Here is a 19505-nt window from a genome sequence, read left to right as displayed (position 1 = left end):
AAGGCCGGGTGCCGGCTGGCACCCGCGGTCCACTGCGCGAAATGCACACGCAGGAAGAACCGCACAGCAGCATACAGGTGAAGCCGAACACACGGCCTTCCCTGCGCGATGGTCGGACGGATTATGCCGCGCTCTCCCGGGAGCCGAGTTCCCTCTGGCCTCCCTCGCCACCGCGAAAGTCACCAGCACCGCGCCGGTTGACGCCGATGCCGCATTCGCGAGGCTTGACCGTAGCAACGACGGCCAGGACCACACGGTTTTGCCGTACGCAGGCGATCCTGCTTCGCCAAAGGCGAACCAGGACGAAACGCCGTTCGTACAACGCGGCTTGCCGGTCGCTCACGGGGCTCGGCTCAATCCGCTGCCCCGCCCTGCAACCGGCATCCGCGACGGCGCTGCATGCGTCCACCGCAGCCCGATCCGCGGCTCGTGACGACGTACGACCGCCCCTCTTCGCCGGATCGGGATGGGCGGGGAATACGCTAAAATAGAATTTCGGTAAAGTGGAATATTTTAACGAAGGCTGATTGACCCAGCCGTAGCTGTTTTGCCCAGCAGGCAACGCAAGAGCTTGGGGAAATCGATATGACGCAAAAACGAATTGCGTCGTACTTCCGGGTTGGGCCAACCTGAGAGGAACTCTACGTGGGCAAATTGCGGCCGCTCCGGCTCACTGAGCAGACTTCGATTAGACGGGCCGAATTCATCGTCTTTGCGTGAGAATCTCATAGGATCGCTGTATCGCAATCAGCTTGAGCCCAAGCTGAGCATCATGCTCGAGCGTACCGACCACGAAACCATGTCCTACGCCAATTCTGGTACAAGTGCTAAGATAGGTAACGACTTTTAACGCGTCGCTGTCGATTGTTCCCCTGACGACCCTTTCGACCCGAGCATTCATGACTGCCAATGGAGTATGGTCCGGAGAGCTAATATCGGCTCCTCTGCTGACGATCGTCACCTCGACGATTACTGGCGCGTCGATTCCTTCGGGAATATGGTCAAAGAGCACACCACGTTGCGAACTCGCCACCGCGCAGGCCTCTGCCCGGTCGAAAATAAGACAACAAACAATCAAACAAAGCGCGCAAAGCCTTGTCGTCTTCCATGTACGCATATTTGCACGCTGATCGCTAATCATCGCACCACGATACCAAGTCTTCTTAAGGTCTGCATGAGTCAAAACCGAACGCTCTGAGCGATCGGAATAATCCCACCTCGTTCTCAAGATCGGACATCCGCGCGTCAATGACTACACGCCCTACCCAGTCGGGGAGCCCTGCTTCCACTGGCCGCCGGCGATCCTGGCGGCGGCGATCACGGCCTGCGTCCGGCTCTCGACGCCGAGCTTTTGCAGGATCGCCGAGACATGCGCCTTGATGGTCGCCTCGGAGACGCCGAGCTCGTAGGCGATCTGCTTGTTCAGCAGCCCCTCCGACAGCATCATCAACACCCGCACCTGCTGCGGCGTCAGCGTCACCAGGCGGTCACGCAAGCGGGTCATGTCGGGGTCGGCCGCGGCCGACAAGTCGGTATCCGCGGGAACCCAGACGTCACCGTCCATGATCTTGAGGATGGCGTCGCGCAGAGTCTCGACGCCGAACCGCTTCGGGATGAAGCCCGATGCGCCGAAATCGAGCGAGCGGCGAATTGTGGCGCTGTCGTCGGAGGCCGAGACGATCACCACCGGGATCGCCGGATATTGCGCGCGCAGATAGATCAGGCCGGAGAAGCCGGAGATGCCGGGCATCGAGAGGTCGAGCAGGATCAAGTCGACGTCGGAGGTTTGCTCCAGCAGTTTCGTCAGATCCTCGAACGACCCGGCCTCGTCGATCTTCGCCGTGCTCAGGACACCGGCCACCGCCTGCCGCAGTGCATCGCGGAACAGCGGATGGTCATCGGCAATGACGAGATGGGTGGAGGGAGCGTTCATCGATCTCTTGCTGTTGTTCGCAACCGGGCCAGTAGTCCGGACCGGCGCCGCGGTCAATTCTTCCCCGACCAGCCGTGGCATGCAAGGGCACATTATTCCTTTGCGGGAAAGGGGTTAATCCGGAGCCTCGTTCCTGCCGCGCCGCACCGCATACCCGCCCGTCAGGTGCACGTCAGTGCGCAAGGCCGAAAGTCGTATTGGGGCCAGTTTCACGCCGATGTTACCTTTGGGGCAAGACTCAGGTTGATCCGGCATGCCCGGACTTCTGGGACGCGAGGAAACGCATTTCGGGGAGCGACTCAAGATGTCGACAATGGCTGTGTCTCAAACGGGCGCGGGTGGGATGACAAAGGACGAACGTTTCGTCATTCTGGCCTCCTCGCTCGGTACCGTTTTCGAGTGGTACGATTTCTATCTATATGGATCGCTCGCTCCGATCATCGGCGCGCAGTTCTTCTCGGCCTATCCGCCGGCGACCCGCGACATCTTCGCGCTCTTGGCGTTTGCCGCAGGCTTCCTGGTGCGCCCGTTCGGCGCCATCGTGTTCGGCCGCATCGGCGACATCGTCGGCCGCAAATATACCTTCCTCGTCACCATCTTGATCATGGGCCTTTCGACCTTCATCGTCGGCCTGCTGCCGAGTGCAGCGACGATCGGCTTTGCGGCGCCCGTGATCCTGATCGCGCTGCGTCTCGCCCAGGGTCTCGCCCTCGGTGGTGAGTATGGCGGTGCGGCAACCTATGTCGCCGAGCACGCCCCGAACGGCAAGCGCGGCTACTACACCTCCTTCATCCAGACCACCGCGACGATGGGACTGTTCCTTTCGCTGCTGGTGATCCTGTTCACCCGCACTGCAACCGGCGAAGCCGACTTCGCGGCGTGGGGCTGGCGCGTTCCGTTCCTGGTCTCGGTGCTGCTGCTCGGCGTCTCGGTCTGGATCCGGCTCCGCCTCAATGAATCGCCGATCTTCCAGAAGATGAAGGACGAGGGCAAGGGCTCGAAGGCGCCGCTGACGGAGGCCTTCGCCAACTGGCAGAATGGCAAGCTCGTGCTGCTCGCGCTGCTCGGCGGCACCATGGGACAGGGCGTGGTCTGGTACACTGGCCAGTTCTACGCGCTGTTCTTCCTGCAATCGATCCTGAAGGTCGACGGCTACACCGCCAACCTGCTGATCGCCTGGTCGCTCCTGTTCGGCACCGGCTTCTTCGTCGTCTTCGGCGTCCTATCCGACAAAATCGGCCGCAAGCCGATCATCCTCGGCGGCTGCCTGATCGCGGCGCTGACCTTCTTCCCTATCTTCAAGATGATCACCACCAACGCCAACCCGGCGCTGGAGAAGGCGATCGAGCAGACCAAGGTCGAGGTGGTGGCCGATCCCGCGGGCTGCGGCGACCTGTTCAACCCGGTCGGCACCCGCGTCTTCACCTCACCTTGCGACACCGCGCGCGCCTTCCTGTCGCAGTCGTCGGTCAAGTACTCGACGTCCAGCGGCGCTGCAGGCTCAGGGGTCAAGGTCGTCGTCAACGGCAAGGAGGTGGCCTACGCGAACGCCAAGGACAGCAACCCGGCGGTGCTCGCCGCGGTGCAGGCCGCCGGCTATCCCAAGGCGGGTGACGCCGGCATCGTGAAGATGTCGAATCCGTTCGACATCTTCCGCCCGCAGGTCGCCGCCATCATCGGCCTCCTGTTCATCCTGGTGATCTTCGTCACCATGGTCTACGGGCCGATCGCGGCGATGCTGGTCGAGCTGTTCCCGACCAAGATCCGCTACACCTCGATGTCGCTGCCCTACCACATCGGTAACGGCTGGTTCGGCGGTCTCTTGCCCGCGACCGCATTCGCGATCGTGGCCTCGACCGGCGATATCTATGCCGGTCTCTGGTATCCGATCATCTTCGCGGTCATCACCGCCGTGGTCGGCTTCCTGTTCCTGCCCGAGACCAAGGACGTGGACATCAAGGCGAACTGATCGCGTCGCGGACGCCTTTCGTCAACCGGCCGCGGAGCGATCTGCGGCCGGTTTTGCTTTTGGGGCCTTACTGATTGCTGCCGATGAATTGCAGCACGACCTCGCGCCGATGCGGACGCGCGCGGTGCTCGACCAGATAGATCGCCTGCCAGGTGCCGAGCGCGAGCGCGCCGTTGAGCACCGGCACGTGCAGCGACGTCCCCGTCAGCATCGTCTTGATGTGCGCCGGCATGTCGTCCGATCCCTCGGTGTCATGGGTCCAGGGCGCGTGCTCAGGCGCGAGGCGCGAGAGTGCCGTCGTGAGATCGACGAGCACGGAAGGATCGGCATTTTCCTGGATCGTCAGCGAGGCCGAGGTGTGGCGGATGAACAGCGTCAACGCACCGTCGCGCGCATGAACCTCCCTGATGAACTTCGCAACTTCGGCGGTCAGATCAGTGAAGTCGCGGCCCGGCGTCTGCACGGTAAGCAGTGACGATGAGATAATGGTGGCCTGCACGGTCGATGGCGCTGAGCGCGTCAGCGATCTGGCTGATGTCATCGAAATTCTCGCATGTCGCCCCGGCGAAGGCCGGGGCCCATAATCCCAAATGTTCTTGATGGCGAACGGTGGCAACGTGCACCGAGAAAAATGGAGGGCTCGCGGCGTATCGGTCCCGGCCTACGCCGGGACGACGCCAGGACGACAACTCAAATCTTCCCCGACACGTCCTTCTGCACGCGGTTGGCCATCTCGATCAGACGCCGCCAAGCCTTTTCCAGGAATGACATCACGCGATCGACGTCCTGGTCGCTCGGCAGCGGAATTTCGATCCTGCGGTCGCCATCGGCGACCTTCGGCTCCGCCTTCTTCAGCGGATCGGATTTCGGCAGCGCCTCGTCGATCTTGCCCGACACGGTCGGCCCGGCTGCAAGCTGTCCCTTCAGCTTCTCGACTTCAGCCTGGAGCCGGCCGATCTCGGCATCGAGCGCGGAGCGTTCGTCGGGCACGGCGTAGCAGGCCCAGCCGGCGCCGTTCTCGGTGCAGGTCGACACCGTACCGGTGCGAGTGTCGAGCCGCAGCACGCCCTCCGGGATCGGCGTCATGCTGTAGCGGCCGTTTTCACCGTCGGGCGCCGATTGCGCGGCCACCAAGCCGCCGCTGGTGGCCATCACCGCTGCAATCGCAGCCGCCCCAAGCCATGATGTTGTGGATGACGTCGCTGGTCTCATCGCACTCTCCGCCACGACGCTTCTGCGGCTCTCCTGCAATTCTACACCGCGGTGAGCCAATCCGCCAAAAACCGGCCCATGAAATCAACGATCGTGCTGGTCCGTTTGATCCCGGGAGCACGGCGAAATGTCGGCCACATCGGCTGATCGCGCGGAGAGCTGCTGCGGTGCGGCGTCACGCTGTGTGCAGCGCTGGCGCCTAAGGAAATATCACCAATAAAATCAACTACATAACCGAACACGACGCGATCGTGACTTGGCTTGACTTGATTATATACGGTCAGTATGGTCCGCGCGGCTTTTGAGGGTGGCGGGCGTAATTTCCATTCAACCGCAGCGTTTCGGGTCTTCGTGGCATGGCTCAAGACACGGGACACGGCGGGAATGGAGATCGCGATAGATCGCCCGAGGAAGCTGCGCTTTCCGAACGGCTCGGAAATCTTGATCAGCGGTTGTCCGAATTTCGCGGCCGCCACATCAAGACCGAGCAACCCGCAGGTGACGGTGAAGACAGAGCGGCCAGAGCCTCGGCGATGGCGCTTGGTTTCCGGTTATCCTCCGAGTTGGTCGCCGGGGTCGTTGTCGGAGCGGGGATTGGCTGGGGATTCGACCGCTTGCTGTCGACGTCGCCTTTCGGGTTTATCGTGTTCCTGCTGCTTGGCTTCGTGGCCGGCGTGGTGAATGTGGTGAGAACGGCGGGTGCGGGTCAAAACAGGCGCGGTGGTACATAGCCGATCCGACATGAGGAGAGGAATGATCGTACCGGCTTCGCCGGTGCGGGCCGGCCCGGCCGGCAGACCGAGACCAGCCGGCTAGCCCCGGCAGACCAAGAGATGCCGCGCCGATGAAAATCGATCCGATCCACCAGTTCAACATTGAGCCTCTCTTCACGATCGGCCATATCGGCAATCACACGATCGCCTTCACCAATTCATCGCTCTACATGCTGGTGGCGGTGGCGATCATCTCGATCCTGATGCTTGCCAGCGGTACGCAGCTGGTTCCCGGACGCCTCCAGTCGGTCGCCGAGATCTCCTACGAGTTCGTGGCCTCGACCATCCGCTCGACCGCCGGCGCGGAAGGCATGAAGTTCTTCCCGCTGATCTTCTCGCTGTTCATGTTCATCTGCGTCTCGAACCTGGTCGGCATCATCCCCTATACCTTCACGATCTCGAGCCACCTGATCGTGACGGCAGCCCTGGCGCTGCTGGTCTTCTTCACCGTCCTGATCTACGGCGTTGCCAAGAACGGCCTGAAATTCTTCTCGATCTTCGTCCCCCACGGTGTCCCCGGCTACATCCTGCCGCTGGTGATGTTCATCGAGATCCTGTCGTTCTTCCTGCGGCCGGTCTCCCATAGCGTCCGTCTGTTCGCCAACATGCTGGCCGGCCACATCGCGCTGAAGGTGTTCGCGGGCTTCGTCGCCATGCTCGGCTTCTCGCTCGGCGCGCTGGGCTGGGTCGGCGGCGTGCTGCCGCTGGCGCTCACGGTCGCGCTGTACGCTCTCGAGATTCTGGTCGCGTTCCTGCAAGCCTATGTGTTTGCGATCCTGACCTGCATCTACCTCAACGACGCCATTCATCCGGGACACTGAGCGGTCCGGGGAATTTCCACCCAAAACCCAATCTTTCTTCCAAGGAGTCTAAAATGGATCCGGCAGCAGCAAAACTTATCGGCGCGGGCATCGCGTGCATCGGCATGGGCGGTGCGGGCGTCGGCGTGGGCGTGATCTTCGGCAACTACCTCGCCGCGGCCGTTCGTAACCCGTCGGCCGCTCAGGGCCAGTTCGGCAACCTGATCTTCGGCTTCGCCGTGACCGAAGCGCTCGGCATTTTCTCGCTGCTGATCGCGCTGCTGCTGCTGTTCGTTCCGCTCTGAGGACGACGTTTCGCGCCGCTTCAACCGAAGCGGCGCGCATGACAGCAACAGGAGTAATCCATGGCTGAGAGTCATGGCGGGGCGAAAAGTCCGGCGGCGGGCGCTCACACCGAGTCCGAAGGCGGTCACGGTGGCGGTTTTCCGCCGTTCGAGAGCAGCACCTATGCTTCGCAGCTGGTGTCGCTCGCGATCTTCTTCGTCGTGCTTTACGTGATCGTGTCCAAGCTCGCTTTGCCGCGCGTCGGCGGTGCGATCGAGGCGCGTCAGAACAAGATCGAGGGCGATCTCGCCGAAGCGCAGAAGCTGAAGGACCAGTCCGACGCGGCGCTGAAGGCCTATGAAGGCGAGCTCGCTTCGGCGCGCACGCGGGCACAGGCGATCGGCAACGAGTCCCGCGACAAGGCAAATGCGCAGACGGAAGCCGAGCGCAAGATTCTGGAAGAGCAGCTGGCGGCCAAGCTCGCCGAGGCGGAGAAGACCATCGCCTCGACCCGCACGACTGCTATGAGCAACGTCCGCGGCATCGCGGCCGATGCGGCAGGCTCCATCGTGCAGCAGCTCACGGGCGTCGTTCCGGATGCGGCGTCGGTCAATGCCGCCGTTGACGCGTCCTTGAAGGGTTAATCGATATGTTCTTCGATCCTGAAACCTGGGTCGCCATCGCTTTCGTGATCCTGATGGTCGTGTTCGGCTATCTCGGGGTCTTCAAGAAGGCGATGGCTACGCTCGACCATCGCGCCGACCGCATCAAGGCCGAGCTCGACGACGCGACGCGCCTCAAGCAGGAAGCGGCCAAGGTGCTCGCCGACTACAAGGCGCGCACCGCTTCGGCCGAGCGCGAGGCAGCCGACATCATCGCCAACGCCAGGAGCGAAGCCGAGCGCATCGCGACTGAGGCCAAGGCGAAGATGGAAGATTTCGTCGCCCGCCGCACCAAGACCGCGGAGGGCAAGATCGCGCTCGCCGAGGCCCAGGCGCTCGCCGACGTTCGCGCCGCAGCCGCGGAAGCCGCTGTCCAGGCCGCTTCCACGATCCTGTCGCAGTCGGTCAAGGGCCAGGTCGCCGACGACCTGCTCGCCAAGGGCATCACCGAGGTTCGGCAGAAGCTGAACTGAGGGCGAACGCCTCATCAATCAAAAAAGCCGGCGCGAAAGCGCCGGCTTTTTGTTGGGCAAGCTGCTTCCTCATCGTCATGCCCGGGCATAGCCGTCCGAAGGACGGCGTCGCTTCCGCTCGCCTATGTCCCGGGCATCCACGTCTGGGCTTCCACTGGAAAGAACCGTGGATGGCCGGGACAAGCCCGGCCATGACGGCTGAAACTGTAGCGACTTACTTCTTCTTCCCGCGCGCCTTCGGCTCGGGCGCGAGCGCCTGCGGATCGAAGCCGACATAGAAGATGTAGGAATCGGCTGTCGCGGCCGACGGCACCGGATAGGACAGGTCCTCGGCGACGAAGGTGAACGGCACGCTGCCGCCCTCCGACATCTCGACCGTGGTCCGGTAAGCCTTCGAGGCGATCACCTTCTCGCCGACGCCACCTTGCACCACGGCGACGCGCAGGGGGACATCGACCGTGGTCGGCGCGCCGGCGGGGCCGGCAATCACGCGGCCCTGGATGCCGACGCGCACCGTGATCTCGCCTCCATTGCGGGCACACTCACGTGCCATCTTGGTGATGGAAGCCTGGAAACGCACGTCGTTGCCGACAGCCGGCTTGCCCGTCGCCCCGACCGCATAGGTTGACGCCCCGGCGCGCACCGTGACCTGGGGACAATCGACGTCGTCATCAGCCGGCGGCTGGCCCGGCGCGGGCGCCGGCTTGGACTGGGCCGGCTCGTCGGACTTGCCGCCAAACAGGCCCTTGAAGCGGTCGGTCAGCGACTGCGCCGCGACCGGCGAGACGGCCGCGAGTGAGACCGACAGCGCCAGCGCGATCACGGGACCTCGCCGCAGCGCATTCCGCAATGATCGAAGCTCGTTCATGAACGCCTGTACTCCATGACAACATCCCGGCCAGTCACCGGCCGATTGCGGGTTATATCGCCAAAATCGGCGATCCCAAGGCAGGAAAACAAGGCAGGAAAAAAGCTGGCTTTGGCTGCACGCAAGGCCCGGCTCAGCCGCGGAAATCCTCGTGCAGCAGGCCGAACAGCACATGGTCCTGCCAGACCCCATTGATGCAGAGATAGCGGCGGGCCAGCCCCTCGCGGGAGAAGCCGCATTTCTCCAGCACCCGGATCGATGGCGCATTGGTCGGGATACAGGCGGCCTCGACCCGGTGCAGGTTGAGCTCGCCGAATAGCGTCGGCAGCAGCACCCGCAGCGCCGCCGTCATATAGCCGCGATGGCCATGGGGCTGGCCGACCCAGTAGCCGATGGTGCCGGCCTGCACGATGCCGCGCCGGACATTGGCGAGCGTGATGCCACCGACCATGGCGCTGTCGAGCTCGCGGAAGATCAGAAAGGGGTAGGAGCGGTCCGCGGCGATATCCTCGGAATAGCGACGCAGGCGGCGACGGAAGCCGGAACGGGTGAGATCGTCCGACGGCCAGATCGGCTCCCACGGCGTGAGGTAGTCGCGGCTGGTCTCGCGCAGATGCGCCCATTGCAGAAAGTCCGACATCTGCGGCGCGCGCAGCAGGAGCCCGTTGCCGCGCGGAGCGAGGGCGGCGGGTCCACTGGATGGCAGGCGAAAGAGGGCCATGGTGATGCTTCCCGGGGCGGGTCGCCCGTGCGCGGCTCCTAATGCAGCCGCGCCTTGGCGCGCGTCCGGGTCAATCCTTCCGCAAAAGATACCGCTGTGTCCAGACCCCTGCCGCTGCCCAATGCAACTACCGCAGGGCGGCTGCGCGAAAGCAGTGCACGCGCTGCATCGCGGGTCGATTCGACGCTGACGGCATCGATCCGGGCCACCAGCTCCTGCACCGTCTGCGGCCGTCCATAGGCCAGCACGTGCCGGGCAAGCTGCTCGGCGCGCGAAGAGCAGCTCTCCAGCGCCATCAGCAGGCCCGCCTTCATCTGCGCCTTGGCGCGGGCGATCTCGGCTTCGGTCAGCGTCTCGACCGAATCATTCATGACGTCGATGACGACCTCCATCATCTCCGGCGCATCGGCCGGATCGGTGCCGGTGTAGAGGCCGAAGAAGCCGGTGTCGGTATAGGGCGCGTGGAAGCTGTAGATCGAGTAGCACAGGCCGCGCTTCTCGCGCACCTCCTGGAATAGCCGCGACGACATCCCGCCGCCGAGGATGTTGGTGAAGACCTGGAGCGAGAACAGCGACAGATCGGTCTGCGGCACGCCTTCCAGCGCCAGCGTCAGATGCGCTTGCTCGAGCTCGCGATGCACCACCTTGGCACCGCCCTTGCCGAACATGGCGGCCTGGGGCTTCGGCCCTGGCGTTCCCTCGAAGCTCGCAAAGCGCTTCTCGACCTCGGCGACGACCTGCTTGTGATCGACCGCGCCGGCGGCCGCCACAACCATGTCGGGCCCGCGGTAATGCGTCGAGAGATAGCCGCGCAGCATGTCGCGGTTGAAGCCTTTCAGCGTCTTCGCGGTGCCGAGCAGCGAGCGGCCCATCGGCTGGTCGGGATAGCAGAGCTCGTTGAGATGCTCGAACACGACGTCGTCGGGCGTGTCCTGCGCCGCACCGATCTCCTGCACGATGACGTTCTTCTCACGCTCGAGCTCGTCGGGCTCGAAGGCGGGATTGGCGAGGATATCGGCGAGCACGTCGAGCGCCAGCGGCACGTCGGCTTTCATCACCCGGGCATAATAGGAGGTCGTCTCGGTCGAGGTGCCGGCATTGAGGTCGCCGCCGACCGCTTCGATCTCCTCGACGATCTCGCGCGAAGAGCGCCCTGTCGTGCCCTTGAAGGCCATATGCTCGAGGAGGTGCGAGATGCCATGCTCATTCGGCTTTTCGTCGCGGCCGCCGACGCCGGCCCAGACGCCGAGCGCGGCAGTCTCGAGATGGGGCATGTTGTCGGTGACGACGGTCAGGCCGGACGCAAGCTTGGAGATTTCGACGCTCATCCGGCAACTCCCTGTTTAGCGGCGCGGCTGACCGACAGCACGAACCGCTCCACCTCGGCCTGATCGTTCTTCATCACCTTCATGTGTTCGGATTTGGCCATCAGACCGTCGAGCCAGGCCGGCAGTTGCGGCCGCTGGCCGCAGGCCGCCTGCACGGCATCCGGGAATTTGGCCGGATGCGCGGTGGAGAGCACGATATTGGGCGCGGTCGTATCGGTGGTGTCGCGGTCCGCAACCGCGAGTGCCACCGCAGTGTGGGGATCGACCAGCTCGCCGGCCTCGCGCCAGGCGGCGCGGATCGCAGCCGCTGTCTCCGTCTCGTCGGCACGGCCGGCGTCGAACTCCTCGCGGATCGCCGCCAGCGTCGCATCCGGCAGCACGAAGCGCCCGGACTGCTTGAGCTGCTCCATCAGCCGGCGCACGCCGGCCGCATCGCGCCGGCTCGCTTCGAACAGCAGCCGCTCGAAATTCGAGGAGATCTGGATATCCATCGAGGGCGATGCAGTCGCATGCACCTCGCGAACCTCGTAGATCCCGGTCTTGAGCGTGCGGGCAAGGATGTCGTTGACGTTGGCGGCAATGCGCAGGGTCCGCACGGGGAGCCCCATGCGCTTGGCGACGTAGCCCGCAAAGATGTCGCCGAAATTTCCGGTCGGCACGATGAAATCCACCGCGCGCGCGGGCGCGCCGGCAGCAACAGCAGATGTGAAGTAGTAGACCACTTGCGCGACGATGCGCGCCCAGTTGATGGAATTGACCCCGGACAGCGACGTCGCATCGCGGAAGCGATGGTTGTTGAACATCCCCTTCACGAGCGCCTGACAGTCGTCGAAATTGCCTTCGATGGCGAGCGCGTGGACATTGGCCGCGCCTGTCGTCGTCATCATGCGCTGCTGCACCTCCGAGATGCGGCCGTGCGGAAACAGCACGATGAGGTCGACATTCTCCAGGCCGGCAAACGCATCAACAGCGGCGCCACCGGTGTCGCCGGAGGTCGCGACCACGATGGTGGTGCGCTGGCCGCGCTTGGCGAGCACATGGTCCATCAGCCGCGAGATCAGCTGCATCGCGACGTCCTTGAAGGCGAGCGTCGGACCGTGGAACAGCTCCAGCACGAATTGATGCGGCGCCATCTGGCGCAGCGGCACCACAGCCGGATGACGGAAGGTGGCATAGGCCTCGTTGGCCATGCGGCCGAGCTCGGCGTCGGAAATCTCGCCGCCGACGAAGGGACGGATCACATCGACCGCAACCTCCCAATAGGGCCGGCCGAAGAAGCCGGCGATGGTCTCGGCCGAGAGCTGCGGCCAGGTCACCGGCACATAGAGGCCGCCGTCGCGGGCGAGCCCGGTCAGCATCACGTCGCAAAAGCCAAGCTCGGGGGCCTCGCCCCGGGTCGAGATATAACGAGTCAAACTGCCCTCCAAAGGCCGGCCCGAACCTGAATCCTGGCCTTAAGCCTTTGATTTTACAACGTTCCTAGTTCGCCTCCAGAGGCGATTCCGGCACCATAGAGTGTTTTGCGGCCTCGGGAAACCGCTTCCCGGCCGCACTTCGTCCAACGAAAAAGGGCTGCGGCGATGCCGCAGCCCTCTCTTGGAAGGTCTGTCGTTGATGTGTGCAGACCGGTTTTCCTTGTGCGGGTGGCCTACCCGCTGAAATTGTTCGCCCGAGCTTTCGTCGCCTGTCATCGGATCGTCAAGGCCAAAACGGCGCGGGCCCCCAAATGTTCCTGTTTTTCCCGATATGCCTCGGTCTCGCCGGCTGTCAGCCAGCACAGCATTCGACCTTGTTGCCGCTTTTTCCCGAATATTGACACCAGACAAGGAACGAACGCCGCGTCGGCCCATTGTGTCGGCGGATGGTGTCAGCCGTCGTCCACGCATTGCCCGGACGATGGCGATGCCGATCCGTCGGCCGAACCGGCAGCATCCTGGAGCAGCCGGTTCGGTCCCTGACGGACGTCAGTTCATACCGATTTCCACCGCGATCCGGATCAGATCGGAATGGTTCTTGGCGCCGAGCTTCTGCTTGAGCAGGGACGTGGTGTTGGCGACCGTCTTGTAGGAGATGCCGAGCGCCTCGGCGACCTCGACGATCTTGTTGCCGCGCCCGAGCAGGCGGAGAATCTCGAGCTCCCGCGGCGTCATCTGCGAGGCGGGATTGGCCTTGATCGCGGCACCGGAGAACGTTACGGCCTCCGCGAGCTGCGGCGAGATGAAATTGTCGCCTGCGACCACCTTGCGCACCGCCTTGAGCAGGATCCGCGGATCGTCGCCCTTGGAGACATAGCCCTGCGCGCCCAGCTCGACCGCGCGCACCACGAAGGCCGGGTCGTCATTCATGCTGAACATGATGATCTTGGCGTCCGGGTCATCCTTGCGGATCCGCCGCATCAGTTCGAAGCCGGAGACGTCGGGCAGGCTGATGTCGATGACGGTGACGTCGGGGCGCTTGCTGATAAAGGCCCGATGCCCGGACTTGGCGTCGCTCGCCTCGTCGATGCGGATGGAATGGTCGGATGCGAACAGGGTGCGGCAACCGGACAGCACCACGGGATGGTCGTCGACGATCAGGACCCTGGTCGCCGGCTTGGCGGTATCTTGCATCGCGCGCTCTCTTGTTTTTGGACTCATAGACCGACGGGAACAAATGGAAAGAGAGAATCCCGCCGATGCGCGTTAGAATTGACCTAATGTGGCGACGACTCCCGTTCAGGACGCAGCTGATTCTTCCGCTCGGCGTGAGCTTTGCCGCCGCGCTGGTCATGGGCGCCCTGCTGCTCCAGATTTTCGCGACCGGCCAGCTGGCCGACGAGAACGAGCCGAGGCGGCGCTCGACCATGATGGTCGCGACAGTGCTCAACAGCACCCTGCAGGCCTCAGACAATCCGCAGCAGACGCTCGAGGCCTTCATCCACTCTATGGACAACGCCTCCGATATCCAATTCCATCCTGTGGAGGCGGGTCCCGCCCCTCGCGCGGATGACGCCCTGCGCAACCCGCATGGCGTGCCACGATGGTTCGTCGACCTCCTCACCATCCCGGACGTGAACGCAGCATCGCCGGTGACGATCAAGGGCAAGCACGTTGGCGACATTGTGTTCCGGCCTGACCTGTCGGCCGACCTGTTCGAGAAATGGGTCGGCTTCCTTGCGTTGACTGGCCTCGTCGCCGTGCTGACGGGGGTCACCGGAATCATCGTCTATGTCTCCGCGGGCTCGGCGCTGCGCCCCCTGCAAGATCTCGGCGCAGGGCTGACGCGGATGCGCCGTGGCGACTATGCAAAGCCGATCCCGGTCGGGGGACCGCCGGAGATCCGGCAGAGCTGCGAGGAGGCCAATGCGCTCGCGGCGACGCTCGCGCAATTGAGCCAGGACAATCGCGATCTCCTGCATCGGCTGGTGTCGCTCCAGGACAATGAGCGACGCGATCTCGCCCGCGAGCTGCATGACGAGCTCGGGCCACTATTGTTCAGCATCCGCGCCGGCACGATCGCACTGATCGAGGCCATGCCGCCTTCGGGACATCTCGGCAATTCGGCACAAGAGGTGCTGCAATCGGTCGAAGCCCTCCAGCAGACCAACCGTCGCATCCTCGACCGGCTGCGGCCGCTCTACATCGAGGAATTGGGCCTCGAGACCAGCGTGCAGACTCTGCTCCGGAATTTTCGCAGACAGGCGCCGCATATCACCCTGACGGCAACGATCGACCCGGCGCTCGACCGAATCGACGGGCCGCTGGCCCAGACCGTCTATCGCGTGATCCAGGAGGCGCTGACCAACGTGCTACGCCACGCCAGGGCGGGCAACGTCCACGTGCAGGCTGCTATTGCCTGCGATATGCTCGCAGTCGAAGTCTCCGACGACGGCGGCGGCTTTCCCGCCGACAACGCCTTTGGCCGCGGCCTGACCGGCATGCATGAGCGCGTACGCGCGCTCAGCGGATCGCTGTCACTCCTGCGTGCCGACGAACGAACCTATGTGCGCTGCCGCCTGCCGGTCGGAGAGATGCGCGACGCGCCGATATCCGGCTAGCACGCGCCGCAACCGTGCGAGCTCTGCCGCGCAGGCTCGCAGAGCGTGCTGTAGATCTTGCCTTCCGGGCTGAAGCGAAACGAGGCGCGGATGCGCAGTGCACCTGCGACGGAGTATTCGAGATCGACGCCGTTCTGCGCGGGATGGATCTCCTCCAGACCGAAGCCCGCCGACGAAAAGGCGCTGAGCTGCGGACCCCAATAGGTTTCGAGCTCGTGCCGGCCGCGATAGAAATGCGTGCCGTTGCACGCGCATTCGACCTCGGCGTCGTCGGCATAGAGGTCGAGCAACGTCGCGAGGTCGCCCTTTCGACAGGCATCCACCCAATCGACGACAATTCCCATCTGATCGAAATCTCTCACGCCAAAATCCTGTCTGCCGCGGAAAAATTCAGAAGCGGCTTAGGATCACACTCGTGAATATGCGCTGAACAATAAAGCCCGGACGATACCGGGTTCCCTCCGGGAACTTACGGGCGCACGCCGCTCTGCCGCCGTCCCCTCACCCAGACAGCGAAGGCAATCAGGAGAGCGCCTGCGAGCGTGAACCAGGTGATGGCGTATTGCAGATGGTCGTCCTTCAGGTTCACGTCGAGCGGACCCGGACGCGGGATGCCGTTCTCGGGCGCCGGCTGCTCCAGATCGATGTAGAACGGCGCGGCCGCACCCCAGCCGAGCGCGCCTGCGATCGCCAAATGATCGCGCACGAACCACAGCCGCTTGTCGCGGTTCTCGGCCGGCGTGAGCCAGCCTGGCGCTTCTGGAAAACGAAGATAGCCGGTGAGCGTGACAGGCGCGCCGGTCACGAGCTTCTTCACCGCGCGATCCTCGACGCTGCGATCCTGCATCGTGTTCTCGACGAAGCCCGCATCGATCACGACGATCTCGCCGCTCGATAGTCGCGCCGGCAGGAAGGCCCAGGTGCCGGGGCCGGAGGCATCCTTGCGCACGGCGGAGCCGGGCGAATAGACCATCGCGTCCGGCAAGGCTGCGTAGGTCGCGGTGAAGCTGACGCGGCGGAATTCGTCGCGTGCGGCGTCCAGGCCGGCCCATTGCGCCGGTGGCGGCAGCGCGATCGGCGGCTCCGCGAGACGCTCGGTGAGCGCGGCGATCAATTCGTGCTTGGCGAGGCGACGCTGCAACTGCCAGAGGCCGAGCGCGACGAAGGCCGCCGTCAGGAACAGCGTGAACAGCGCGAAGCCGGCCACGCGGGGCTTGCGCGCGGTCTCGTTCATTTCGCGCGGTCGACCAGCCGGCCCGGCGCCGCCTTGTGGTGGAATTGCAACGAGATCAGCAGCGACTTCATGGCGCGCAGCGGCAGCAGCGTGGTGACGAGGATCAGCGGCAGCCACAGCACCGCATGCAGCCAATACGGCGGCTGGTACTTGACCTCGACGACGAGCGCGCAGCCAACCACGATCGCGCCGGCCAGCATGATGATGAAGATCGCAGGCCCATCGCCGGCATCGATGAAGGCATAGTCCAGACCGCAGCGCTCGCAGGCGGGCGCGAGCGTCAGGAAGCCCGCATAGAGCTTGCCCTCACCACAGCGCGGGCATTTGCAGGCGAGCCCCCGCAGCGCGCTTTGCAGGACGGTGGTTTCAGGCTCGGAGGTGCGGGGCGGTTCGTTCATGACAAATGAGTCTATCACAGTTTCCGCCGAAGCCTCGGCCGCTGGAAAGCGAAAGGGCGGCCCTGCGGCCGCCCTTTCCTGATCGATCTGTCGCGGCTCAGTGCGCGCCGTGGGCCATGGTCTCGGCGCCGTGTCCCCAGACATAGATGCAGAGGAACAGGAACAGCCAGACCACGTCGACGAAGTGCCAGTACCAGGCGGCGAATTCGAAGCCGAGATGCTGCGTCGGCGTGAAGTGGCCGGCATAGGCGCGCGCCAGGCACACGATCAGGAAGATGGTGCCGACCAGGACGTGGAAGCCGTGGAAGCCTGTCGCCATGAAGAAGGTCGCGCCGTAGACATTGCCGGCGAAGGAGAACGCCGCATGGCTGTACTCGAAGGCCTGCACGCAGGTGAAGGTCGCGCCGAGCAGGATGGTGAGGATCAGGCCGTACTTCAGGCCCTTGCGATCGCCCTCGAGCAGCGCGTGGTGCGCCCAGGTGACCGTGGTGCCTGAGGTGAGCAGGATCAGCGTGTTCAGCAGCGGCAGGTGCCAGGGATCGAAGGTCTCGATGCCGTGCGGCGGCCAGACGCCGCCGAATAGCGCTTCGCGGGTGGCGTGAACGGGATCGGCGGGGAACAGCGCCGCGTTGAAATAGGCCCAGAACCAGGCGACGAAAAACATCACCTCGGAGGCGATGAACAGGATCATGCCATAGCGGTGGCTGATCTGTACGACCCGGGTGTGGTCGCCCTTGTACTGGGCTTCCTTGATCACGTCACCCCACCAGCTCGCCATGGTGTAGAGCACACCGACGGTGCCGATGCCGAAGATGATCGGCGCGGCCGACAGCATATGGTGCATCCAGGTGATCGCGCCGACAGCCATGACGAAGGCCGAGACGGAGCCGACCACCGGCCACGGAGAGGGATCGACCAGATGATAGTCGTGATGCTTGCCTTGCGCGGTGGCCATTTCGGTCTCTCTCCTCAATCCCGTGCCTGTCCGGCACTTATCCCCTTAGTCCAACCCCGGCAGCGTCAACCCGGCGGTCAGAGATTTCCCTTGCGTTTGTCGTCCTCGCTGGCTGCGAGCGGCTTCGCCACCGGATCGCGCACCGGATAGAACGTGTAGGACAGCGTGATCGTGCCGAGCCCGTCATTGTCGTGGTCGTCGACGATCGACGGATCGACATAGAACACCACCGGCATCTCCCGCTTCTCGCCGGGCGCCATGGTCTGCTCGGTGAAGCAGAAGCAGTTGATCTTCTGGAAATAGGACCCGACCGTGAGCGGCGTGACGTTGTAGGCGGCCTGGCCGGAGGTGGTGCGCGCGGCCTGGTTGGTCACGGTGTAATAGATGGTGGTGACCTGGCCGATATTGACCTCGACCTCGCTCTGCTCCGGCTCGAATTTCCAGGGTAGCCCGGGCGCGACGTTGGAATCGAAGCGCACCGCGATCTTTCGTGCGATCGGGCCGGTCGCAGGCGCCGAGGTCGCGACCTGGGTCGTGCCGTTGAAGCCGGTCGCGCGGCAGAACCAATTGTAGAACGGCACGGCCGCATAGGATGCGCCGACCATCAGCGCGACCACGGCGCCACAGATCGAGGCGACCAGCGCGTCACGGCCCAAACCGCGGCGCACCGCCTTCGGGGTCACGTCCTGCGATATGGTCGGCTTCTGATCCATCTCTCTCATATCGGGCGAACTAGAACCGCCGGTCCCTTGACCATGGTGACAGCGAAAAACAGCACGACGAGCACACCAAGCGCGAGCGCGATCGCGATCGAGCGCTGACGACGGCTCTTCTTCTGCGCCTCGGTGAGGACAATTCCATCTGGCTCGGGTTTGTCAGCCATCCCGTTCTCATGCGCCCCCTACCATCGGAGCAAGCGCCCGGTACACGACCTCGGCGAGCAGGGTCGCAAACAGCGCAAACAGATAAAGGATGGAGAACGCAAACAGCTTTCGCGTCGCGCGCAGCGACTGGCTGCGTTCGCGGCGAATATAGACGTTGATTGCAAGCACCAGCATGCCGGCGCCGAGCACCAGCGAGGTGACACCATAAATGGCGTCGAAATAGCCGAGCGCCCAGGGGGCTGCGGCCACGGCGATCAGCACGATGGTGTAGAGCAGGATCTGGAGCCGCGTCGCGTCAGGGCCGGCGACGTTGGGCAGCATCGGAATGCCGGCGCGGGCGTAGTCGTCGGAGCGGAACAGCGCCAGCGCCCAGAAATGCGGCGGCGTCCAGAAGAAGATGATGGCAAATAGCAGCAGCGGTTCGACGTCGACCGTGCCGGTCACCGCGGCCCAGGCCACCACCGGCGGCAGCGCACCGGCGGCACCGCCGATCACGATGTTCTGCGCGGTCCGGCGCTTCAGGCCCATCGTGTAGATCACGACGTAGAAGAAGATCGTGAAGGCGAGCAACGCGCCCGCGATCCAGTTGACGAGGATGCCGAGCGTCATCACCGAGAAGAACGCGAGCGTCATGCCGAACGCCATCGCCTCGGGCCGGGTGATGCGGCCGCGCGGGATCGGCCGGTTCGCGGTGCGCGACATCTTCGCGTCGATGTCGCCCTCGAGCGCCATGTTGAGCGCGCCGGAGGCACCGGCGCCGACGGCGATGCAGAGCAGCGAGGTGATCGCGAGCACGAGATGGAAATGCCCCGGCGCCAGCGCCATCCCGACCAGCGCAGTGAAGATCACGAGCGACATCACCCGCGGCTTCAACAGCGCGATGTAATCGCCAACCTCCGCTTCGGAGATCCGGGGATTGATATCGATGGCGTTCTGATCGAGGACGGACACTTAAACCTGCTCGCTTCGTTATA

24 protein-coding genes are annotated in these 19505 nt (G+C 64.1%); 7 read left to right on the top strand and 17 right to left on the bottom strand.

Features of this window, described 5'->3' with window-relative positions:
- Window positions 1–703: 703 nt before the first annotated feature.
- On the bottom strand, window positions 704–1183 hold the full coding sequence (locus ABIB73_RS22060) for a hypothetical protein (RefSeq protein WP_354227276.1): 480 nt from the start codon (window positions 1181–1183) through the stop codon (window positions 704–706).
- 78 nt (window positions 1184–1261) lie between these two features.
- Entirely contained in the window at window positions 1262–1933 is a 672-nt protein-coding gene (locus ABIB73_RS22055) for a response regulator (RefSeq protein WP_354227275.1), read from the bottom strand.
- 343 nt (window positions 1934–2276) lie between these two features.
- Between ABIB73_RS22055 and ABIB73_RS22050 the strand changes: the two genes are divergently transcribed.
- Window positions 2277–3902: an MFS transporter gene (locus tag ABIB73_RS22050; protein ID WP_354227274.1), complete on the top strand. Its 1626-nt coding sequence runs from the start codon at window positions 2277–2279 to the stop codon at window positions 3900–3902.
- A gap of 67 nt (window positions 3903–3969) precedes the next feature.
- Here the strand turns inward: ABIB73_RS22050 and ABIB73_RS22045 are convergent, their stop codons facing one another.
- The 3 genes from ABIB73_RS22045 to ABIB73_RS22035 form a co-directional block, all read right to left on the bottom strand.
- On the bottom strand, window positions 3970–4443 hold the full coding sequence (locus tag ABIB73_RS22045; protein WP_354227273.1) for a secondary thiamine-phosphate synthase enzyme YjbQ: 474 nt from the start codon (window positions 4441–4443) through the stop codon (window positions 3970–3972).
- Between the two features lie 149 nt (window positions 4444–4592).
- Window positions 4593–5114, bottom strand: a complete 522-nt coding sequence (locus tag ABIB73_RS22040; protein ID WP_354227272.1) for a hypothetical protein — start codon at window positions 5112–5114, stop codon at window positions 4593–4595.
- 41 nt (window positions 5115–5155) lie between these two features.
- Window positions 5156–5479 (bottom strand): hypothetical protein, encoded by a 324-nt coding sequence (locus ABIB73_RS22035; protein WP_354227271.1) that lies wholly within the window; start codon window positions 5477–5479, stop codon window positions 5156–5158.
- Here ABIB73_RS22035 and ABIB73_RS22030 point away from each other — a divergent pair.
- The 5 genes from ABIB73_RS22030 to ABIB73_RS22010 all read left to right on the top strand — a co-directional run bounded on the left by ABIB73_RS22030 (window position 5471) and on the right by ABIB73_RS22010 (window position 8107).
- The gene (locus tag ABIB73_RS22030) at window positions 5471–5845 is read left to right on the top strand and encodes an AtpZ/AtpI family protein (RefSeq protein WP_354227270.1); all 375 of its coding nucleotides are present in this window, start codon (window positions 5471–5473) and stop codon (window positions 5843–5845) included. The genes ABIB73_RS22035 and ABIB73_RS22030 overlap by 9 nt on opposite strands.
- Window positions 5846–5958: 113 nt before the next feature.
- On the top strand, window positions 5959–6708 hold the full coding sequence (locus ABIB73_RS22025) for a F0F1 ATP synthase subunit A (RefSeq protein WP_354176156.1): 750 nt from the start codon (window positions 5959–5961) through the stop codon (window positions 6706–6708).
- A gap of 53 nt (window positions 6709–6761) precedes the next feature.
- The gene (locus tag ABIB73_RS22020) at window positions 6762–6992 is read left to right on the top strand and encodes a F0F1 ATP synthase subunit C (RefSeq protein ID WP_007599451.1); all 231 of its coding nucleotides are present in this window, start codon (window positions 6762–6764) and stop codon (window positions 6990–6992) included.
- 60 nt (window positions 6993–7052) lie between these two features.
- On the top strand, window positions 7053–7616 hold the full coding sequence (locus ABIB73_RS22015) for a F0F1 ATP synthase subunit B family protein (protein WP_354227269.1): 564 nt from the start codon (window positions 7053–7055) through the stop codon (window positions 7614–7616).
- Between the two features lie 5 nt (window positions 7617–7621).
- Window positions 7622–8107: a F0F1 ATP synthase subunit B family protein gene (locus tag ABIB73_RS22010; RefSeq protein ID WP_354227267.1), complete on the top strand. Its 486-nt coding sequence runs from the start codon at window positions 7622–7624 to the stop codon at window positions 8105–8107.
- Between the two features lie 214 nt (window positions 8108–8321).
- On the opposite strand, the gene ABIB73_RS22005 is transcribed toward ABIB73_RS22010, so the two are convergent.
- From ABIB73_RS22005 to ABIB73_RS21985, 5 genes are all read right to left on the bottom strand, one after another.
- Window positions 8322–8975, bottom strand: a complete 654-nt coding sequence (locus ABIB73_RS22005) for a hypothetical protein (protein WP_354227266.1) — start codon at window positions 8973–8975, stop codon at window positions 8322–8324.
- A gap of 133 nt (window positions 8976–9108) precedes the next feature.
- Window positions 9109–9696: a GNAT family N-acetyltransferase gene (locus tag ABIB73_RS22000; RefSeq protein ID WP_354227264.1), complete on the bottom strand. Its 588-nt coding sequence runs from the start codon at window positions 9694–9696 to the stop codon at window positions 9109–9111.
- Window positions 9697–9734: 38 nt separating this feature from the next.
- Window positions 9735–11024: a M16 family metallopeptidase gene (locus ABIB73_RS21995; RefSeq protein WP_354227263.1), complete on the bottom strand. Its 1290-nt coding sequence runs from the start codon at window positions 11022–11024 to the stop codon at window positions 9735–9737.
- Complete coding sequence (gene thrC / locus ABIB73_RS21990) at window positions 11021–12439, bottom strand: threonine synthase (RefSeq protein WP_354227262.1); 1419 nt, start codon at window positions 12437–12439, stop codon at window positions 11021–11023. Before thrC ends, ABIB73_RS21995 begins: the two co-directional genes overlap by 4 nt.
- A 549-nt stretch (window positions 12440–12988) precedes the next feature.
- Complete coding sequence (locus tag ABIB73_RS21985) at window positions 12989–13633, bottom strand: response regulator transcription factor (protein ID WP_354227261.1); 645 nt, start codon at window positions 13631–13633, stop codon at window positions 12989–12991.
- Window positions 13634–13719: 86 nt separating this feature from the next.
- On the opposite strand from ABIB73_RS21985, the gene ABIB73_RS21980 reads away from it, so the two are divergent.
- A complete protein-coding gene (locus ABIB73_RS21980; protein WP_354227259.1) occupies window positions 13720–15060 on the top strand; it encodes a histidine kinase in 1341 nt (446 codons plus the stop codon).
- Here ABIB73_RS21980 and ABIB73_RS21975 read toward each other — a convergent pair.
- The 7 genes from ABIB73_RS21975 to ABIB73_RS21945 form a co-directional block, all read right to left on the bottom strand.
- On the bottom strand, window positions 15057–15422 hold the full coding sequence (locus ABIB73_RS21975; protein WP_354227257.1) for a nuclear transport factor 2 family protein: 366 nt from the start codon (window positions 15420–15422) through the stop codon (window positions 15057–15059). The two genes, ABIB73_RS21980 and ABIB73_RS21975, sit on opposite strands and share 4 nt — an antisense overlap.
- 107 nt (window positions 15423–15529) lie before the next feature.
- Window positions 15530–16294 carry an SURF1 family protein gene (locus tag ABIB73_RS21970; RefSeq protein WP_354227255.1) on the bottom strand — a complete coding sequence of 255 codons (765 nt, stop codon included), beginning with the start codon at window positions 16292–16294 and terminating at the stop codon, window positions 15530–15532.
- Window positions 16291–16692, bottom strand: coding sequence for a DUF983 domain-containing protein (locus tag ABIB73_RS21965; protein WP_354227253.1), 402 nt, complete (start codon window positions 16690–16692; stop codon window positions 16291–16293). The genes ABIB73_RS21970 and ABIB73_RS21965 overlap by 4 nt, the downstream gene beginning before the upstream one ends.
- Window positions 16693–16789: 97 nt before the next feature.
- Window positions 16790–17647, bottom strand: a complete 858-nt coding sequence (locus ABIB73_RS21960; RefSeq protein ID WP_354227251.1) for a cytochrome c oxidase subunit 3 — start codon at window positions 17645–17647, stop codon at window positions 16790–16792.
- A 77-nt stretch (window positions 17648–17724) separates the two neighbouring features.
- A complete protein-coding gene (locus ABIB73_RS21955) occupies window positions 17725–18360 on the bottom strand; it encodes a cytochrome c oxidase assembly protein (RefSeq protein ID WP_354227249.1) in 636 nt (211 codons plus the stop codon).
- 5 nt (window positions 18361–18365) lie between these two features.
- On the bottom strand, window positions 18366–18530 hold the full coding sequence (locus ABIB73_RS21950; protein ID WP_354227247.1) for a cytochrome c oxidase system small membrane protein: 165 nt from the start codon (window positions 18528–18530) through the stop codon (window positions 18366–18368).
- A 7-nt stretch (window positions 18531–18537) separates the two neighbouring features.
- On the bottom strand, window positions 18538–19482 hold the full coding sequence (locus tag ABIB73_RS21945; RefSeq protein WP_354227245.1) for a heme o synthase: 945 nt from the start codon (window positions 19480–19482) through the stop codon (window positions 18538–18540).
- Window positions 19483–19505: the final 23 nt, after the last annotated feature.

The sequence above is a fragment of the Bradyrhizobium sp. F1.4.3 genome (assembly GCF_040548375.1).
Taxonomy (GTDB): domain Bacteria; phylum Pseudomonadota; class Alphaproteobacteria; order Rhizobiales; family Xanthobacteraceae; genus Bradyrhizobium.
The sequence above is the reverse complement of the archived record's forward strand: the minus strand, read 5'-3'. Positions and strand labels throughout refer to the sequence as shown.

Coding starts and splice junctions, on each gene's coding strand:
- ABIB73_RS22055 (WP_354227275.1), bottom strand. CDS start 1,933: ATGAACGCTCCCTCCACCCATCTCGTCATTGCCGATGACCATCCGCTG.
- ABIB73_RS22050 (WP_354227274.1), top strand. CDS start 2,277: ATGACAAAGGACGAACGTTTCGTCATTCTGGCCTCCTCGCTCGGTACC.
- ABIB73_RS22045 (WP_354227273.1), bottom strand. CDS start 4,443: ATGACATCAGCCAGATCGCTGACGCGCTCAGCGCCATCGACCGTGCAG.
- ABIB73_RS22040 (WP_354227272.1), bottom strand. CDS start 5,114: ATGAGACCAGCGACGTCATCCACAACATCATGGCTTGGGGCGGCTGCG.
- ABIB73_RS22030 (WP_354227270.1), top strand. CDS start 5,471: ATGGCTCAAGACACGGGACACGGCGGGAATGGAGATCGCGATAGATCG.
- ABIB73_RS22025 (WP_354176156.1), top strand. CDS start 5,959: ATGAAAATCGATCCGATCCACCAGTTCAACATTGAGCCTCTCTTCACG.
- ABIB73_RS22020 (WP_007599451.1), top strand. CDS start 6,762: ATGGATCCGGCAGCAGCAAAACTTATCGGCGCGGGCATCGCGTGCATC.
- ABIB73_RS22015 (WP_354227269.1), top strand. CDS start 7,053: ATGGCTGAGAGTCATGGCGGGGCGAAAAGTCCGGCGGCGGGCGCTCAC.
- ABIB73_RS22010 (WP_354227267.1), top strand. CDS start 7,622: ATGTTCTTCGATCCTGAAACCTGGGTCGCCATCGCTTTCGTGATCCTG.
- ABIB73_RS22005 (WP_354227266.1), bottom strand. CDS start 8,975: ATGAACGAGCTTCGATCATTGCGGAATGCGCTGCGGCGAGGTCCCGTG.
- ABIB73_RS22000 (WP_354227264.1), bottom strand. CDS start 9,696: ATGGCCCTCTTTCGCCTGCCATCCAGTGGACCCGCCGCCCTCGCTCCG.
- ABIB73_RS21995 (WP_354227263.1), bottom strand. CDS start 11,024: ATGAGCGTCGAAATCTCCAAGCTTGCGTCCGGCCTGACCGTCGTCACC.
- ABIB73_RS21985 (WP_354227261.1), bottom strand. CDS start 13,633: ATGCAAGATACCGCCAAGCCGGCGACCAGGGTCCTGATCGTCGACGAC.
- ABIB73_RS21980 (WP_354227259.1), top strand. CDS start 13,720: ATGTGGCGACGACTCCCGTTCAGGACGCAGCTGATTCTTCCGCTCGGC.
- ABIB73_RS21970 (WP_354227255.1), bottom strand. CDS start 16,294: ATGAACGAGACCGCGCGCAAGCCCCGCGTGGCCGGCTTCGCGCTGTTC.
- ABIB73_RS21965 (WP_354227253.1), bottom strand. CDS start 16,692: ATGAACGAACCGCCCCGCACCTCCGAGCCTGAAACCACCGTCCTGCAA.
- ABIB73_RS21960 (WP_354227251.1), bottom strand. CDS start 17,647: ATGGCCACCGCGCAAGGCAAGCATCACGACTATCATCTGGTCGATCCC.
- ABIB73_RS21955 (WP_354227249.1), bottom strand. CDS start 18,360: ATGGATCAGAAGCCGACCATATCGCAGGACGTGACCCCGAAGGCGGTG.
- ABIB73_RS21950 (WP_354227247.1), bottom strand. CDS start 18,530: ATGGCTGACAAACCCGAGCCAGATGGAATTGTCCTCACCGAGGCGCAG.